This window comes from Enterobacter sp. 22499, from assembly GCF_052044815.1.
GTDB classification, from domain to species: domain Bacteria; phylum Pseudomonadota; class Gammaproteobacteria; order Enterobacterales; family Enterobacteriaceae; genus Enterobacter; species Enterobacter bugandensis.
The window spans coordinates 1,407,953-1,424,940 of the sequence record NZ_JBQENR010000001.1 but is presented as its reverse complement, the minus strand read 5'-3'; the positions used below and the strand labels follow the sequence as shown (position 1 = coordinate 1,424,940).

15 protein-coding genes are annotated in these 16,988 nt (G+C 55.8%); 6 read left to right on the top strand and 9 right to left on the bottom strand.

Translation table 11 applies throughout. The features are described 5' to 3' along the window. Positions 1 to 61 precede the first annotated feature (61 nt). Both ACTJI7_RS06980 and ACTJI7_RS06975 read left to right on the top strand, forming a co-directional pair. A complete protein-coding gene (locus ACTJI7_RS06980; protein ID WP_063155418.1) occupies positions 62 to 1,132 on the top strand; it encodes a LacI family DNA-binding transcriptional regulator in 1,071 nt (356 codons plus the stop codon). Between the two features lie 102 nt (positions 1,133 to 1,234). Continuing rightward, the gene (locus ACTJI7_RS06975) at positions 1,235 to 4,327 is read left to right on the top strand and encodes a beta-galactosidase (RefSeq protein WP_440669936.1); all 3,093 of its coding nucleotides are present in this window, start codon (positions 1,235 to 1,237) and stop codon (positions 4,325 to 4,327) included. Positions 4,328 to 4,360: 33 nt separating this feature from the next. Here the strand turns inward: ACTJI7_RS06975 and ACTJI7_RS06970 are convergent, their stop codons facing one another. After that, positions 4,361 to 5,185: a nickel/cobalt efflux protein RcnA gene (locus ACTJI7_RS06970; RefSeq protein WP_193052464.1), complete on the bottom strand. Its 825-nt coding sequence runs from the start codon at positions 5,183 to 5,185 to the stop codon at positions 4,361 to 4,363. Positions 5,186 to 5,318: 133 nt separating this feature from the next. Here ACTJI7_RS06970 and ACTJI7_RS06965 point away from each other — a divergent pair, with 133 nt between their 5' ends. Then, positions 5,319 to 5,591: a metal/formaldehyde-sensitive transcriptional repressor gene (locus tag ACTJI7_RS06965; RefSeq protein WP_028012182.1), complete on the top strand. Its 273-nt coding sequence runs from the start codon at positions 5,319 to 5,321 to the stop codon at positions 5,589 to 5,591. Here the strand turns inward: ACTJI7_RS06965 and ACTJI7_RS06960 are convergent. Continuing rightward, positions 5,584 to 7,149 carry an EAL domain-containing protein gene (locus ACTJI7_RS06960; protein ID WP_045259911.1) on the bottom strand — a complete coding sequence of 522 codons (1,566 nt, stop codon included), beginning with the start codon at positions 7,147 to 7,149 and terminating at the stop codon, positions 5,584 to 5,586. The two genes, ACTJI7_RS06965 and ACTJI7_RS06960, sit on opposite strands and share 8 nt — an antisense overlap. Before the next feature lie 219 nt (positions 7,150 to 7,368). On the opposite strand from ACTJI7_RS06960, the gene ACTJI7_RS06955 reads away from it, so the two are divergent. Together ACTJI7_RS06955 and ykgO are read left to right on the top strand one after the other, a co-directional pair. Next, positions 7,369 to 7,629 carry a type B 50S ribosomal protein L31 gene (locus ACTJI7_RS06955; protein ID WP_006176933.1) on the top strand — a complete coding sequence of 87 codons (261 nt, stop codon included), beginning with the start codon at positions 7,369 to 7,371 and terminating at the stop codon, positions 7,627 to 7,629. Positions 7,630 to 7,631: 2 nt separating this feature from the next. Further along, complete coding sequence (gene ykgO, locus ACTJI7_RS06950) at positions 7,632 to 7,772, top strand: type B 50S ribosomal protein L36 (RefSeq protein ID WP_003859006.1); 141 nt, start codon at positions 7,632 to 7,634, stop codon at positions 7,770 to 7,772. Here ykgO and ACTJI7_RS06945 read toward each other — a convergent pair. Next, complete coding sequence (locus ACTJI7_RS06945) at positions 7,769 to 8,479, bottom strand: GNAT family N-acetyltransferase (protein WP_063155351.1); 711 nt, start codon at positions 8,477 to 8,479, stop codon at positions 7,769 to 7,771. The genes ykgO and ACTJI7_RS06945 overlap by 4 nt on opposite strands. A gap of 101 nt (positions 8,480 to 8,580) precedes the next feature. Between ACTJI7_RS06945 and pdxR the strand changes: the two genes are divergently transcribed. After that, positions 8,581 to 10,041, top strand: coding sequence for a MocR-like pyridoxine biosynthesis transcription factor PdxR (pdxR, locus tag ACTJI7_RS06940; RefSeq protein ID WP_063155350.1), 1,461 nt, complete (start codon positions 8,581 to 8,583; stop codon positions 10,039 to 10,041). Here pdxR and ACTJI7_RS06935 read toward each other — a convergent pair. From ACTJI7_RS06935 to acrA, 6 genes are all read right to left on the bottom strand, one after another. Continuing rightward, positions 10,013 to 10,480 (bottom strand): YlaC family protein, encoded by a 468-nt coding sequence (locus tag ACTJI7_RS06935; protein WP_028012186.1) that lies wholly within the window; start codon positions 10,478 to 10,480, stop codon positions 10,013 to 10,015. The genes pdxR and ACTJI7_RS06935 overlap by 29 nt on opposite strands. A 116-nt stretch (positions 10,481 to 10,596) precedes the next feature. Further along, positions 10,597 to 11,148, bottom strand: coding sequence for a maltose O-acetyltransferase (gene maa, locus ACTJI7_RS06930; RefSeq protein WP_028012187.1), 552 nt, complete (start codon positions 11,146 to 11,148; stop codon positions 10,597 to 10,599). A 209-nt stretch (positions 11,149 to 11,357) separates the two neighbouring features. Further along, positions 11,358 to 11,576: an HHA domain-containing protein gene (locus ACTJI7_RS06925; RefSeq protein WP_008499287.1), complete on the bottom strand. Its 219-nt coding sequence runs from the start codon at positions 11,574 to 11,576 to the stop codon at positions 11,358 to 11,360. A gap of 27 nt (positions 11,577 to 11,603) precedes the next feature. Continuing rightward, positions 11,604 to 11,978 carry an Hha toxicity modulator TomB gene (gene tomB / locus ACTJI7_RS06920; RefSeq protein ID WP_028012188.1) on the bottom strand — a complete coding sequence of 125 codons (375 nt, stop codon included), beginning with the start codon at positions 11,976 to 11,978 and terminating at the stop codon, positions 11,604 to 11,606. 509 nt (positions 11,979 to 12,487) lie between these two features. After that, complete coding sequence (gene acrB / locus ACTJI7_RS06915) at positions 12,488 to 15,634, bottom strand: multidrug efflux RND transporter permease subunit AcrB (RefSeq protein ID WP_047367620.1); 3,147 nt, start codon at positions 15,632 to 15,634, stop codon at positions 12,488 to 12,490. A gap of 22 nt (positions 15,635 to 15,656) precedes the next feature. Beyond that, complete coding sequence (acrA, locus tag ACTJI7_RS06910) at positions 15,657 to 16,850, bottom strand: multidrug efflux RND transporter periplasmic adaptor subunit AcrA (protein ID WP_028012190.1); 1,194 nt, start codon at positions 16,848 to 16,850, stop codon at positions 15,657 to 15,659. Positions 16,851 to 16,988: the final 138 nt, after the last annotated feature.

The following is a 16,988-nucleotide window of genomic DNA, read 5'->3' as shown; positions in this document are numbered from 1 at the left end:
CATGTTTTAACGGCGTCGCTGTGCCAGAATAGACGCTTCGAAAATCGCGATGCCAGAACGCATGAAAGCAATCACTCTTTATGATGTCGCCCTCCTTGCGGGGGTTTCTTATCAGACCGTTTCCCGCGTGATTAACGACGCGGAGCACGTCTCTGCCCGCACGCGGGAAAAGGTGCAGCAGGCAATGGCTGAGCTGCATTACGTTCCCAATCTGCGGGCGCAGCAGCTGGCGGGGAAACGCACCCGTACGCTGGGGCTCATCACCACCGATCTGGCGCTGCACGCGCCTTCGCAAATTGTCTCGGCGGTAAAATCCCGGGCTGCAGGGCAGGGGGCGAGCGTCCTGATTTCCATGGTGGAGCAGCCGCAGCAGTGTCAGGCGGCGCTTCAGGCGCTGCTGGGGCAGCGGGTAGACGCGCTGCTGGTCAATGTGCCGCTTGACGATCCGCACGCCGAAGCGCTCAGGTCGCTGGCGACGCCCGTCCCGGTGCTGTTCCTCGACGTGTCACCGTCAGCGCAGGTAAATAGCCTCGTGTTTAACGCCGAAGAGGGGGCACGCCTGGGCGTTGAGCATCTGCTTTCGCTGGGGCATCAGCATATTGCCCTGCTGAGCGGGCCGGAAAGCTCGGTCTCTGCGCGCGCGCGTCTGGCGGGATGGAAAGCGACGCTGGCGCAGGCGGGTCTCGACGCGGCTGCGGTGGCCTACGGCGACTGGAGCGCGGCCAGCGGCTATGAGAAGGGACATGTGCTGCTCTCGGGGGCGGTACTGCCGGATGCCATTCTGGTGGCGAACGATCAGATGGCGCTTGGGGTAATGCGCGCCTGTGCGGAAAAAGGGATAGCTGTTCCTGGCCAGATATCGGTGGTCGGGTTTGACGATACGGCCGACAGCGCCTGGTTTTCTCCGCCGCTGACGACCATTCGTCAGGCGTTTCGCGAGGCTGGCGAGCGCAGCGTGGAGTGGCTTCTGTCCCCCAGCGGGGGGGAGGAATGCTGGCAGGTTCAGCTGCCGGTAACGCTGGTGACCCGACATTCCAGCGCGCGCCGCACCCCGCAGCAGGCCGAACGCGAGGATCTGGCGCAGCAGCTCAGAAGCCTGGCCCTCCTTGCCGGGCAGCTTGCCCGCAAATAAAACTTTGTGATCGGACTCGCTACCCCGCGATTGTGTGCTTTACCGTCGCCGGGTGCCAGGGCATGTTAACCAAAATTGTGAGCGCTTCGCAAAGAGGTTAATATGCCCAACACTTTATCGCTGACTCTCAGCGCCATTCTGGCCCGACGGGACTGGGAAAACCCGGGTGTCACCCAGTGGAACCGTCTGGAGGCACATGCGCCGTTACACAGCTGGCGTCTTGAACAGCCTGCCCTGGATGATGCTGCATCCGCCAGCAGACGCTCCCTCAATGGGGTGTGGCGATTTAACTACTTTCCTGCACCCGAGCAAATCCCGGAGGCGTGGGTAACCGAAGACTGTGCGGATGCCGTTGCGATGCCCGTGCCGTCGAACTGGCAGATGCAGGGGTTTGACACGCCCATCTACACCAACGTCACCTATCCTATCCCCGTTAATCCGCCTTTTGTGCCGCAGGAAAACCCAACCGGCTGTTACTCGCTCACATTTAATGTGGATGACGCGTGGCTTAAGAGCGGGCAGACCCGCATCATCTTTGACGGCGTGAACTCTGCGTTTCATCTGTGGTGCAACGGGCGGTGGATGGGCTATTCCCAGGACAGCAGGCTGCCTGCCGAATTCGATCTCTCGACGGTCCTGCGGCCAGGTGAGAACCGCCTGGCGGTCATGGTGTTGCGCTGGTGCGACGGCAGCTATCTGGAAGATCAGGACATGTGGCGCATGAGTGGTATTTTCCGCGATGTGACGCTGCTGCATAAACCCGAAACGCAGATTGCCGATTATCGCGTGGTGACGGACCTGAATGCGGAACTGGACCGCGCGGTGCTTAAGGCAGATGTCGCGCTGGCAGGGGCGGGCTTTGCAGACTGCGAGGTGGTCTTTACCCTGTGGCGCAAGGGTGAAAAATGCGCCAGCGTTTCCCGGCGTCCGGGGTCTGCCGTTGTGGACGAGCGCGGCAGCTGGGACGAACGCTTAACGGTGGCGATCCCCATTGACCGTCCCGCGCTCTGGAGTGCTGAAACGCCGGAACTGTATCGCCTGACGATGGCGCTTCTCAGCCCGCAGGGTAAGGTGCTGGAGGTTGAGGCGTGCGATGTGGGCTTCCGCCGCGTTGACATCAGCAACGGCCTGCTGAAGCTTAACGGTAAGCCGCTGCTGATCCGCGGGGTTAACCGTCACGAGCATCACCCGGAAAACGGTCAGGTGATGGACGAGGCGACCATGCGTCGCGACATCGAAATCATGAAGCAGCATAACTTCAACGCCGTTCGTTGCTCGCACTACCCGAACCATCCGCTGTGGTACCGGCTTTGCGATCGCTACGGGCTGTACGTTGTTGACGAAGCCAATATTGAAACCCACGGCATGGTGCCGATGAGCCGCCTCGCTGACGATCCACGCTGGCTGCACGCCATGAGTGAGCGCGTAACCCGCATGGTGCAGCGCGATCGCAATCATCCCTCAATTATCATCTGGTCGCTGGGTAACGAGTCCGGCCACGGCGCGAATCATGATGCGCTGTACCGCTGGCTGAAAACCACCGATCCCACGCGCCCGGTGCAGTACGAAGGCGGCGGGGCGAATACGGCGGCGACCGATATTGTTTGTCCGATGTACGCCCGGGTCGATTGGGATCAGCCTTTCCCGGCGGTGCCTAAATGGTCAATCAAAAAATGGATCGGTATGCCCGACGAAACGCGTCCGCTGATCCTCTGTGAATACGCCCACGCGATGGGAAACAGCTTCGGCGGGTTTGCGAAATACTGGCAGGCGTTTCGCAGCCATCCTCGCCTGCAGGGTGGGTTTGTCTGGGACTGGGTCGATCAGGCGTTGACGAAGAAAGACGAAAAGGGCAACGCGTTCTGGGCCTACGGCGGGGATTTTGGCGATACGCCGAACGATCGCCAGTTCTGCCTTAACGGACTGGTATTCCCCGATCGCACGCCGCATCCGGCGCTGTACGAGGCGCAGCGCGCCCAGCAGTTCTTTACCTTTACGCTGGTCAGTACCTCTCCGCTGGTGATTGAGGTGCAAAGCGGCTACCTGTTCCGCCCTACCGATAACGAAGTGCTGAGCTGGACGGTTGCCCGGGATGGGAAGGTACTGGCTTCGGGCGAGGTGACGCTGGCGATAGCCCCTGAAGGCGTTCAGCGTCTGGAGATCGCTCTGCCGGAATTGAAAGCCGAGCCGGGGGAAGTCTGGCTGAATGTTGAAGTGCGCCAGCCGCGGGCAACGCCGTGGTCACCCGCAGGCCATCGCTGCGCGTGGGAACAGTGGCTGCTTCCGTCTCCGCTGTTTGTCGCACCGCCAGCCTCTGCGGGCGAGCCGCCGGTTTTAACGCAAAACGATCGCATCCTGGTGGTCACGCATCGTCAACAGCGATGGCAGTTCGATCGCGCATCCGGATACCTGACTCAATGGTGGCGAAATGGCGTTGAAACGCTGCTTTCACCCGTGACGGATAACGTCAGCCGCGCGCCGCTGGACAACGACATTGGGGTGAGCGAAGCGACGCGCATCGATCCAAACGCGTGGGTTGAACGCTGGAAAGCGGCGGGCATGTACGATCTCACCTCGCGCATGCTGCACTGTGAGGCAGAGCAGCATGCGCGTGAGGTGGTGGTTACCACGCTTAATGTCCTGGAGCATCGCGGCAGGGCGCTGTTCCTGAGCCGTAAAATCTGGCGGGTGGACGAGCAGGGTGTTCTGCATGGCGACATTCAGGTCGATATTGCGTCTGATATCCCGGAGCCCGCGCGCATTGGCCTGAGCGTTCATCTCGCTGAAACGCCAGAAAAGGTTGACTGGCTGGGGCTGGGTCCGCATGAAAACTACCCGGACAGAAAGCTGGCGGCGCAGCAGGGGCGCTGGACACTACCCCTGACAGACATGCACACGCCGTATATCTTCCCGACGGAAAATGGTTTGCGCTGCGATACCCGCAAACTTGTGCTGGGTGCGCATCAGCTGAATGGCGCGTTCCATTTCTCAGTGGGCCGCTATAGCCAGCAGCAGCTGCGTGAGACAACCCATCATCATCTGCTGCGGGAAGAGCCGGGGTGCTGGCTCAACCTCGATGCGTTTCATATGGGGGTGGGCGGCGATGACTCCTGGAGCCCCAGCGTTTCGCCGGAATTTATCCTGCAGACGCGCCAGCTTCGTTATACCTTTAGCTGGCAGCAGACTCTTACCTGACCAGAGAGGCGGCCACCGGGCGTGGCCGCCTGCTTACGCCAGAATGCCGCTCAGGCCATGCAGGCTCATGTAAATCCCTACCACGATAATCAGCGCAGCGGAGATCCACGGCGCTTTGCGGGAAAGTTCGCTAAATCCGGGCCAGCGTTTTGTCGCGTGCTTAAGGCTTAAGGCGGCAATCGCGCCGGAAGCGACCAGCGTTAATGCCAGACCGATGCTGAAGCTGAAAACCAGCGTCGCGCCGAGCGCAAAATGCTTCAGCTGCAGGCAGATCAGCAGAACGGTGATGGACGCTGGGCAAGGGATAAGCCCGCCGGTCAGGCCAAACATCGCGATCTGTCCTGTCGTCACGTTTTGTCCGTTGAAACGCCGGTTGATATCCTGCGCGTGCGCGCGCTGGTGGGCGTCCTGCCACTCCTCTTCAACCAGCGGGTGTTCATGGTGATGATCATGGTGGTGGTCATGGTCATGGTCATGGTCATGATGGTGGTGGCAATCGTGATGATGATCGTGTGGCCGGCTCTCTTTCCAGGTTCGCCACGCCATCCACAGGGCGATTGCAACGATCAACACCCCGGAGATCAGCTGGAACCAGGGTTCGGACGTATGTGCGTCCCAGCCACGGCCAAACCATAGTCCTGCCATGGCAATGATCCAGACTACCGCCGTATGGGAAAGCGTAGCCGCCAGACCGAGCAGCACCGCCTGCTTCAGCGTGCCGCGGATAGCCACGATAAAGGCAGCCATCATTGTTTTTGAGTGGCCCGGCTCCAGGCCATGCAGCGCACCGAGCAGGATAGCGCTGGGAACAAACAGCCAGGCATTACCCTGCTGCAGGAGTGAAGCAAAATCGTTCATTGAAATTTCCAGTATGGAAAGCGTGCGCAAATAGTACTCCCCCCCAGTAGGTTAATACTACCCCCCAGTAGAAAAATACTCAGGGGGAGTAGAGCGTGATATGCTTTAAAAGCCAAAACTGAGGGAGACAGAGATGTCACATACCGTTCGCGATAAGAAGATGTTATTGACTCGCCTGAAGAAAATTCAGGGGCAGAGCACCGCGCTGGAGAAAATGCTCAACAGCGATCACGAATGTGCCGAGGTGTTACAGCAGCTGGCGGCGATCCGTGGCGCGGTCAATGGCATGATGATGCAGGTGATTGAAGGGCATCTTACCGATCATGTCGTGAAAGAGCCCGAAGAGGCGCAGCGTGAAGCCGATCTTGGCGTCGTGCTGCAGGTGATCAAATCCTATCTTAAGTAGAGCGCGTGGCGAGGTTGTTCTCTGCCCAAAGGATAAATTCCGTCTTTGGCAGCGCCTTACTGTAGAACCACCCCTGCCCATACTGCACGCCGTGGCGGTGCAGCCAGGTAAGCTGCCCTTCGGTCTCCACGCCTTCCGCCACCATTGCCAGCTGCAGCGACTTCGCCATTTCGATAATGTGCGGCGTTACGTTTTTGTACTCCAGTGCATCCACGAACGATTTGTCAATTTTTAGCGTGTCGACATCGAGATGCTGCAGATAGCTGAGGCTGGAATAGCCCGTGCCAAAATCATCAATGTAGACAGGGTGGCCCGAACGGCGAAACGCGGCGATAGCCGGCGCGCTGATTTTGGGGTCGGCAAAGCCACGCTCGGTTAACTCAAGGGCGATTTGTCGGGGATGAATCTGCCACTTATTCAGGAGTTGGCTCAGTAAAGGCGGCAGATTACCGGAGGTCAAATCGGCCGGGGCGAGGTTGATGGAGATATGCTGATCGGGGTGGAGCTGCAGCCAGTGGCCCATATCTTCAAACACTTTTTCCATAACTAACTGCGTCAGCTGCGAGATGAGGCCGGTTTGCTCGGCAAGCGGCACAAATATATCAGGCGAGAGACTGCTTCCGTCTGGCTGGGGCCAGCGCGCAAGCGCTTCCGCACCCACGATTTTTCCACTGCACAGCGCCACGATGGGCTGATAGTGAACCACAAAATCGCGGCTGTTAATGGCGTCCAGCAGGCGATTGCGCGGCGACTGAATACGTCGCAGGATCCGCAGGACAAACAGTGCCGCCAGCAGGCTTATCAGGACGCCAAACGGCAGCCAGAAAAGCAGCTGTCGGTGCCAGCTTTCAGCCAGAGGGGTGAGCGCTGCCCACGTGACGACAGTAAATCCAAGCTCAGGGACTGGCTTCATGACGTACATGGAGCCCTTGTACTGAACGCTGGAGACGCCTCGATCGTTGATCCGATCGCGGATATGCGGATCAAGCGTGTTACTGCTGGCGAAAATAAGATGCGTTGCGCTTCCCACCAGAGCGGCATCAATGGCAATCGCCCCGAAAGGGATCACATCCACAAGCGAGGCAGGATCGACCAGAACAAGGTAATGGCCCTTCCCGAGCACGGCCATATAGCGGTGAAAGCCAAGATCGTTCTGTGCGGTAAGCCACGCGCTGTAGCCATCTTCGGTGATACGCATGGGGGGAGGATAAGCGGCGGATTTACTGGCCTGCTCAAGCGAAGAGCAGAGGGGTTTGAGGTTGTCGATATAGATCACCTCCTGGATATAGCGCCACGAGAACGCGACCCGACGTATTTCCCTCAAATGCAGCGGACTACAGGGAACGCCCTTAAATCCCTGCAGGTGATTTAACGCTTCTTTAGCCTGATCCACGACTCTGTCGGTGCGCATCAGCACCCGAGAAGCATAGCTATCCAGCGCATCAACAAATTTCTCTTCTGCCTGGCGATGGGCAAGCCAGATGCTGAGGCAAATGGGAACCAGCACGGAAAAGATAAGTACGCCAGTCACCAGACTGACCAGATGTCGGGTTTTCATGCTGTCGTTTCCTTTCTCATATGCCCGAATCCGGACGCTGAGTTTCCTGCCTGAAGAGAAAGATTTTACCGCGAAATGAAATAGTTATAGCACGTGGGGGCAGGGTTTTCATGTTATCTAAAGCAAATTAGAAAATATCCTCAGGAGAGAGAGGGTTGTTTTTTCAACCTTGCCTGGATATTATTTTGTTATGTTATAACAAAACACAAAGGGTTTATGATGAAACCAAACATCCATCCAGCGTATCGCACCGTGGTATTCCACGACACCAGTGCCAATGAATACTTTAAAGTGGGTTCAACCATTAAAACCGACCGCGAAATTGAGCTCGACGGTGAAACGTATCCGTACATCACTATCGAGGTTTCTTCAAAATCGCATCCGTTTTATACCGGTAAGCAAAAAACGTTTTCCACGGATGGCAGCGCAGCGCGCTTCCGCAAGCGTTTTGGCGGTTTTCTTAATGCGAAGCGGGGCTAACCATGCAGGTGCTTAACTCATTGCGCAGCGCAAAACAGCGTCACCCGGATTGCCAGATAGTCAAACGCAAGGGACGCTTATACGTGATTTGCAAATCCAATCCGCGTTTTAAGGCGGTGCAGGGACGTAAAAAAAGACGCTAGACGCGCGTTTCTCGCCAGCTTTCCAGGGATCTTTTCTGTTTGCCATCGGCAGTAAAATTGTCGGTGGCAAGCCAGCTTTCAAAGGCGCTCGCCAGCGCCGGCCACTCTTTGTCGAGAATCGAAAACCAGTCGGTATCCCGGTTACGGCCTTTTATGACCAGCGCCTGGCGAAAACGGCCTTCAAACTGAAAGCCCAGACGCAGTGCCGCTTTGCGTGATGGTTCGTTCAGGCTGTTGCACTTCCATTCATATCGCCGGTAGCCCAGGGTATCGAACGCGTACCGCATCAACAGATATTGCGCTTCTGTTGACATGGGCGTGCGGCTTAACAGCACGGAGAAGTGAACGTGTCCCACTTCCACAACGCCGTTTTTAGGATCGATCCGCATCAGGGCCAGCGTCCCGACCGGGGCCTGGGTCTGATTATCTATAACGGTAAAGTGCATCGGGTCAGATAACTCACACACGCTTGCCACCCATTCGGCAAACTCAGCGGCCGTGGCATCGGGTTCACGCAGTAGCCACGTCCAGCTCCGGGTATCTCCGGCCAGAGCATAGGCGGAGAACAGCGCCCCGGCATGCTCCACGCGCAGCGGTTCAAGCCGACAATAATGCCCCTGCAGTACTACCCGGGACGGATGAGGGCGAGGCTGCCAGTCGGTAAGGGCTTCGCCCACAGGTTGTCCAAACTCATTGAATATCTTCATCTTTATTTCCGTGACGTTGAGAAGAGTTTCAGATTAGAAAATTACTGGTTCCTTAAAAAGAACCACTCAGCTATGTTTTGGTGGTACCACAAGGAGATGAGATGAACATACCGGGCGATGAACTTTATACCTTGCTCCATGCTGCGCTTAAAACGCGTGGGGAAGAGACGCTCCAGCGCGCGCTCTATCTCGCTTTACGGGAGGCCATACTGGGCGGAAGGCTTCGGTCCGGCAGCCAGCTGTCCGGCTCGCGAACGCTGGCGCAGCAGCTTTCCGTTTCACGGAACACCGTCAATGCGGCGCTGGACCAGCTCACGCTCGAAGGCTATTTGCTGCGTAACCGTCAGGGGACGCGGGTGGCGCAATTCGCCCATCGTGCCAGCCCGCGGGTTCTGACCGATCCTGAGGTCAGGCTGGCAAAACGTGTCGTTCAGCTGCCTGCGCCTGTGCCGCGCGACACCCCGGTGATGGCCTTTACGCCGGGAACGCCCGCCATCAACTATTTCCCCTTGCCGCTGTGGCGGCGATTGTACGATCGCGTCCTGCGGGAGGAGGGGAGCGCTCTGCTGGGCTATGGCGACCCGGCCGGTGAGCCGTCGCTGCGGGCAGCCATCGCCCGTCACCTTGCGCTTTCTCGCGGCATTGACTGCGACGCCAGCCAGATTGTGATAACCGAAGGGGCGCTGGAGGGCGTCAATCTGTGCACGATGCTGTTAAGCGAGCCGGGGGATGTCGCCTGGGTGGAAAATCCCGGCTACAGCGGGGCCAAAAGCGCCTTTGTCAAAACCGGCCTTGCGATGACCGGCATACCGGTGGATGACGAGGGAATGTGCTGGGAAGGGCTGCATGCGCCTTCACCTGCGCTCATTTTCACTTCGCCGTCGCATCAGTTTCCTTACGGGAGCGTGCTCAGCGCGCGGCGGCGTCTGGCGCTGCTGGAACTGGCCCGCCAGCACAAGACGTGGATCATTGAGGACGATTATGACAGCGAGTTCCGCTATGTCGGCGAGCCCGTACCGGCGATGCTGGGCATGGTCAACAACGCGCCCGTTGTGTATCTGGGGACGTTCAGTAAAACGCTGTTTCCGTCGCTCCGAATGGGGTTCATGGTGTTACCGCCAGCGCTGGCGAAAGCGGCGCGTCCTGCTATCGGCTCGCTGCTGCGCGGCGGGCATCGCGCAGAACAGCGCACCCTGGCGCTGTTTATCGAGGAGGGGCACTATGCCCGTCATCTTGCCGCCATGCGTCGCCTGTATCGTAAGCGTTACCGCCAGCTGCGGGAGGTGCTGAGCGCAGAGCTTTATACTCCGCACCGTGTTCTTGCCGGTGAAGGGGGAATGCACCTGACATTGGCGATTGACGGTATCGACGACCAGCGGCTGGTGGAGAAAGCGAGGGCATTTCAGCTGGCACCCGCTGCGCTGAGCGGCTATTACCTGGAGACGAAGCAGGGGCAAACCGGCCTGGTTTTAGGTTACGGCAACACCTCTGCTTCGCAGTTTGCGCCGGGTATCCGACGCCTGCAGGCGTTAATTACGCAGCAGCAGGACGGGAAAGGGTAAAAACATCATAAAAAGAGAGCTGGCCTTTCGTTGCGACCATTTTCTGCAGCTTCTCTTTGTGCACGGTTTCGACAGCCGGAGAGTGCAGGATGCTGTCGATAAGCTCATTTGGCACAAAACGCGTGTTGTACCATTCGCCGTTGTAGCAGACCCGGAAATCGAGGACGTCGATATCTTCGTAACGGTAGCGGGGATTCACGTCGAAAAAGAAAAAGGCGTTAAACACGACAAACAGCACCACCAGCAGCCAGACGGAGTCCACCAGCGTTTCGGACTTCAGCATGACAATCAGCGTCGCCAGCCAGGCGGCATACATGGCAACAAAAAGCCCGGGATGTTTGCGGATAAAGCTAATGCTAAAGCGCGGGCGATTGTCTCGCTTTTCGCGGTGGTTAAGATCGTCGATGGTGGCGGTAAGCAGGCGCTGTATCTCGGTCATTTTTGGCCTTTTGAGAGTTGACAATACAGGGTATCTGCCAATTTTAGGGGAGCCATCCGGCTGAAAAAAGTAACAGTCGGGCGCTAAAAGACCATAACAGTTGGCTCCCCGGATCGTTACAGCGTTTTGATGATTTTCGCCGGGTTGCCGCCCACGACGACGTTAGCCGGCACGTCTTTCGTCACGACGGCACCGGAAGCCACAACCACATTATCCCCGATGGTGACGCCTGGGTTAATGACCGCACGTCCACCAATCCAGACATTATTGCCAATGGTGACGGGCTTACCAAACTCCACTCCGCTGTTACGTTCTTGCGCATCCAGCGGATGGGTGGCCGTATAAATATGAACGCCCGGCGCGAGCATGCAGTTGTCGCCAATATGTACAGGGCAGACATCCAGCATTACGCAATCAAAGTTGGCGTAAAAGTCTTTGCCCAGATAGATGTTATATCCATAGTCACAGCGGAAGCTCGGCTCAATATACGCCCCTTCGCTTTGTCCCAGCAGTTCCGCCAGAATGTTCTGGCGTTCTGTTTTTTCGTCAGGCGCGGTGTGGTTATAGCGGTGAAGCAGATGGCGCGCCCGAAGCCGGTCGGCGCGTAACGTCTCATCACCAGGGCGGTAATGTTCACCTGAAATCATCTTCTGTTTTTCTATGCTCATCGGAAACCTCTCTGGATGTTATTCCTGAAGGGTAATCGCAACAGGCGTTAAGGGGAACGTTCCCGGAAGGCCGATGTGACCACAGTCACAACATTGTTGCTGATGAGCGCGTTTAACACGGAGACCTGGCTTTCGCGCAGGGAGCATAACGGGACAGGTGAATACAGCTTATAACGTGGCGTAGAACCTCTACAGACACACTTCAAAGATTAACGGACAAATTTCCATACAGAAGTAGGGATTTTGTCATACAGCTTATTCATCGTTAGCTCTGCAAGGCGATGGTCAGCGGCTGAATAAAATACCGCCAGTTCATTATCAGAAAGCTCGTATTTATTCTTTTCAATGACGCGTTCAAGGGTGTCAATTGACTGACAACGTCGTAAGCGCATCAAATAATCGATTTTTGTGAGTGGTTTATCAGACATAAATTCACCTTAGTAATTGTAATAATTTTAACAGGAAAGACTAACCGGGTTAGCTCTGCTCACGTTGACGAAACAGCGGAATAGCCGGTTTCCCGATTTACGCCATTTTTGCAAATCCTGAGTGTTAATGCCGTAACTGCTGAACAACATAAAGGTGTCGTCCAAGTATTCATCAATTTGCTCAATGAGCTTATTATCTTCATTGTACTTAATTTTATAATTAAGCGCGAAGGTAGCGATATGCTCTATCAGCTCATTCAACTGTAAATTGATGGCAGACGTTGGGTCATTTACCCAGCCATGGTTGCTTTCATCAAGATTGGCAAGGCAGTCATGGTACAAGGATTCGCAGAGAAATTTCAACTGCGCGATATCATGCCTTTTTGGCGAGTACTCGTCCATAGCGCATCCCCTTCTGAGTGATTTCTTACTCACCGAACATCATTGTCGGGATGGATACATCTGACTTAGCTACATGAGCGCTGTGTTCCTGATAACCTAACTATAAGCCACTCCTTCCTGGATTTCACCGCGCTATTACGAAAAATTACAAATAAAACCGCAGGCTGCGAGCGTCTACGCAAATGTTCATCCGAAACTGAACTTTTTTATCAGGATTAACGGTAGTTTTTTCGCTTCCTTACATTTCATTGGCTTAGCTTACAGCCATAAGAAAAGTTCACATCCGGAGTTCCGTTTGTCTTAACTTTTAATTAGGAATATTCCTAACAACTTAAGCAGGGAAATAGATTTAAAAAAATCCTGAGTTCACCTATTAAGTTATCAGTTAAATATGATATGTCTGTTTAAGATGACAGAAAATAAATAGGACCTCAATAAGCTTATTTTATGATTTTTTCTGAAAATGAAAAAGGCCGCAAATGCGGCCTTTTTATTATATGAAACCGGTATCAGTGAGGTTCTACCGAATGACTGTGCTCAACATCTTCATTCTTCCGGCTGAAGCGGCGGCGCACCACCACGAAGAACACCGGGACGAAGAAGATAGCCAGTACGGTCGCGGTGATCATACCGCCCATTACACCTGTACCGACCGCGTTCTGCGCACCGGAGCCTGCACCGGAGCTAATAACCAGCGGCATTACGCCGAGGATGAACGCCAGAGAGGTCATCAGGATTGGACGCAGACGCATACGCACTGCTTCCAGCGTCGCCTCAATAAGGCCTTTACCCTCTTTCTCCATCAGATCTTTGGCGAATTCAACGATAAGTATCGCGTTCTTCGCCGACAAGCCAATGGTTGTCAGCAGGCCTACCTGGAAGTACACGTCGTTGGTCAATCCACGGAACGTTGCCGCAAGCAGCGCACCAATAACCCCGAGTGGAACCACCAGCATAACGGAGAACGGAATTGACCAGCTCTCGTACAGCGCCGCCAGACACAGGAAGACCACAATCAGTGAAATGGCGTACAGGGCAGGGGCCTGGTTACCGGACAGACGTTCCTGATAGGACATACCGGTCCAGTCATAGCCGATACCCGCAGGCAGTTTGCTGGCCAGCTCTTCCATCAGGTTCATGGCTTCACCGGTGCTTCGGCCCGGTGCGGCCTGGCCCAGGATTTCCATCGACGGCAGACCGTTGTAACGTTCCAGACGCGGAGAGCCGTATTCCCAGTGTGACGTTGAGAAGGATGAGAACGGCACCATCTGACCGTTGCTGCCGCGAACGTACCAGTTGTTGATATCGTTCGGCAACATACGGTACTGCGCTTCGGACATGACGTACACTTTCTTCACGCGACCACGGTCGATGAAGTCGTTGACGTAGCTACCGCCCCAGGCCGCGCCCAGCGTGGTATTGATGTCGCTGATGGACACGCCCAGCGCCTGCGCTTTTTCCTGATCGATGTTGATCTTATACTGCGGCGTATCTTCCAGTCCGTTTGGACGTACGCCGACCAGCAGGTCAGGGTGTTTAGCCACTTCGCCGAACAGCTGGTTACGCGCCTGCGTCAGTTTCTCGTGACCCAGACCGCCCTGGTCGATCAGCTGGAAGTCGAAGCCGGTCGCCGTACCCAGTTCAACAATCGCTGGCAGGTTAAAGGCGAAGACCATCGCATCTTTAATCTGCGAGAAGGTGCCCATGGCACGGCCCGTGATCGCTTCAACTTTATTCTCATCGCCCGGACGATCCGCCCAGTCTTTCAGAGAAACGAAGGCGATACCGGTGTTCTGACCACGACCCGCAAAGCCAAAGCCGTTAACCGCAAACACGGATTCAACGTTCGCTTTCTCTTTGGTGAGATAGTAGTCCGTCACTTCGTCCAGCACCTTCTGGGTACGCTCTTGCGACGCCCCTGCCGGAAGCTGTGCCATCGTCAGGAACACGCCCTGGTCTTCATCTGGCAGGAACGAGCTTGGCAGACGAACGAACAGGAACGCCATCCCCACTACGATGATGATATAGAGCAGCAGATAACGACCGGTGCTGCGCAGGATATTGCCCACGCTGTCGGTGTAGTGGTGCGCGCTCTTATCAAACATGCGGTTAAACCAGCCGAAGAACCCTTTATGCTCGCCGTGACCGCCTTTCTGAACCGGCTTCAGCATGGTGGCACACAGCGCTGGCGTCAGGATTAACGCTACCAGTACCGACAGCGCCATCGCGGAGACGATGGTAATGGAGAACTGGCGGTAAATCGCACCCGTAGAGCCCCCGAAGAAGGCCATCGGGATAAATACCGCGGACAGCACCATCGCAATACCGACCAGTGCGCCCTGGATCTGGCCCATAGATTTACGGGTGGCTTCTTTCGGCGGCAAACCTTCTTCCGCCATCACGCGCTCGACGTTCTCTACCACCACGATGGCGTCATCCACCAGCAGGCCGATGGCGAGCACCATCCCGAACATCGTCAGGGTGTTTATCGAGAACCCAAAGGCTGCAAGGATGGCAAAGGTCCCCAGCAGAACGACCGGCACGGCGATGGTTGGGATCAGCGTCGCGCGGAAGTTTTGCAGGAACAGATACATCACCAGGAACACCAGGATGATCGCTTCTACCAGCGTTTTAACCACTTCGTGAATCGAAATTTTAACGAACGGCGTAGTGTCATACGGATAAACGATTTTCAGGCCTGACGGGAAGAACGGTTCCATCTTCTTCAGTTCCGCACGGATCGCCGTCGCGGTGTCCAGGGCGTTCGCGCCTGTCGCCAGTTTGATACCCAGACCGGACGCCGGTTTACCGTTAAACTTCGCGATGATGTCGTAGTTCTCACCACCCAGCTCAACCCTGGCCACGTCGCGCAGACGAACCTGCGAACCGTCCTGGTTCACCTTCAGCAGAATTTTGCTGAACTCATCGGCGGAGGTCAGACGGGTTTGCGCGATAATGGACGCGTTAAGCTGCTGGCCTTTCACCGGCGGCGTACCGCCTAACTGACCGGCTGCCACCTGGGCGTTCTGCGCTTTAATCGCGTTAATCACGTCAACCGGCGTCAGCTGGAAGTTGTTCAGTTTGTTCGGATCCATCCAGATACGCATCGCGTACTGGGAACCGAACAGCTGGACGTCACCCACACCGGACGTACGGCTGATGGCGTCCTTCATGTTGGCGCCCACGTAGTCGGAAATATCCTCCTGCGTCATGGTGCCGTTGGTGTTAATAACGCCGACAACCATCAGGAAGCTGCTGGACGATTTCTCGACGCTCACACCCTGCTGTTGCACTTCCTGCGGCAGAAGAGGCATTGCCAGCTGCAGTTTGTTCTGCACCTGAACCTGCGCAATGTCCGCATCCGTACCGGATTCAAAGGTCAGGGTGATCTGAACCGTACCGGTGGAGTCACTGTTTGAGGACATGTACATCAGGTTATCGATACCATTCATGTTCTGTTCGATAACCTGAGTCACGGTATCCTGCACCGTTTTCGCATCAGCCCCCGGGTAGGTTGCGGAGATCGTTACCGCCGGTGGCGCAATCGTTGGATATTGCGCAACAGGCAGCTTCAGGATCGCAAGTCCCCCGGCCAGCATGATGATAATGGCGATCACCCACGCAAATATGGGGCGATCGATAAAGAAATTAGGCATGTCTTAACGGCTCCTGTTTAAGTTAAGACTTGGTTTGTTCTGACTGGCCAGCGGCCGAAGCTTGTTGTTTATCGTCAGATGTCACTTCCTGTGCTTTTACCTGCGCGCCAGGACGTACTTTTTGCAAACCAGTAACAATCACGCGATCGCCATCTTTCAGACCTTCCGTCACCAGCCATTTATCGCCAATCGCCTGCGTGGCGGTGATATTGCGCGTTTCGACTTTGTTATCTGCCCCAACAACCAGTGCGCTCGCATCGCCGCGTGGCGTACGGGTCACACCCTGCTGTGGAACAAGAAGTGCGGTTGGATTCGTTCCTTCTTCCAGACGCGCGCGAACGAACATACCTGGCAGCAGATTTTTGTCAGGGTTCGGGAAAATCGCACGTAAGGTGATGGAACCGGTGGTCTGGTCGACCGTCACATCAGAGAATTCCAGAGTACCTTCCTGCGGGAACTTGATACCGTCGTTGGTAACCAGCTCCACTTTGGCTTTGCCGTTTTCCTGTTTCAGGGTGCCGTTAGCCAGCTCCTGTTTCAGGCGCAGGAAATCGTTGCTGGACTGCGTCACGTCAACGTAGATCGGATCAAGCTGCTGCACGGTAGCCAGCGCAGTGGTCTGCCCGTTCTGCACCAGCGCCCCTTCCGTCACGGCAGATTTACCAATACGACCGCTGATAGGGGAGGTCACTTTGGTATAGGCCAGGTTAATGCGTGCAGTTTCGACAGCCGCTTTGGCTGCTACCACGGCCGCGTTAGCCTGCTGGGCATCTGCCAGCGCGGTATCGTAATCCTGTTGGCTGATGTACTTCGTGCCGAGCAGTTTCTGATAGCGGTTCAGCGTCAGCTGAGCGATTTTTGCCGCCGCTTGTGCTTTAGCCAGGTCACCTTTCGCGCTTTCATAAGAAGCCTGATAGGTTGCGGGATCAATCTGATACAGAGACTCACCGGCCTTCACATCGCCGCCTTCGGTAAAGTTACGTTTCAGGATAATGCCGCTAACCTGAGGACGCACTTCCGCAATGCGGTAAGCGTTTGTACGGCCTGGTAATTCTGTGGTGATCTGCAGAGGTTCAGATTTGAGTGTCACAACGCCGACTTCTGGCGCCTGCTGAGCTCCTTGTTGAGCCGGTTTGTCGTCACATCCTGTAAGCGCTAAGCTGCCTGAGAGCATCAGAACGACCGCCAGAGGCGTTAACCCTCTGTTTTTGTTCATATGTAAACCTCGAGTGTCCGATTTCAAATTGATCAAGGGTCCTGAGTCTAAAAACCCATTGCTGCGTTTATATTATCGTCATGCTATGGTACATACATTCACAAATGTATGTAAATCTGACTCCTGTAAATTCACCCA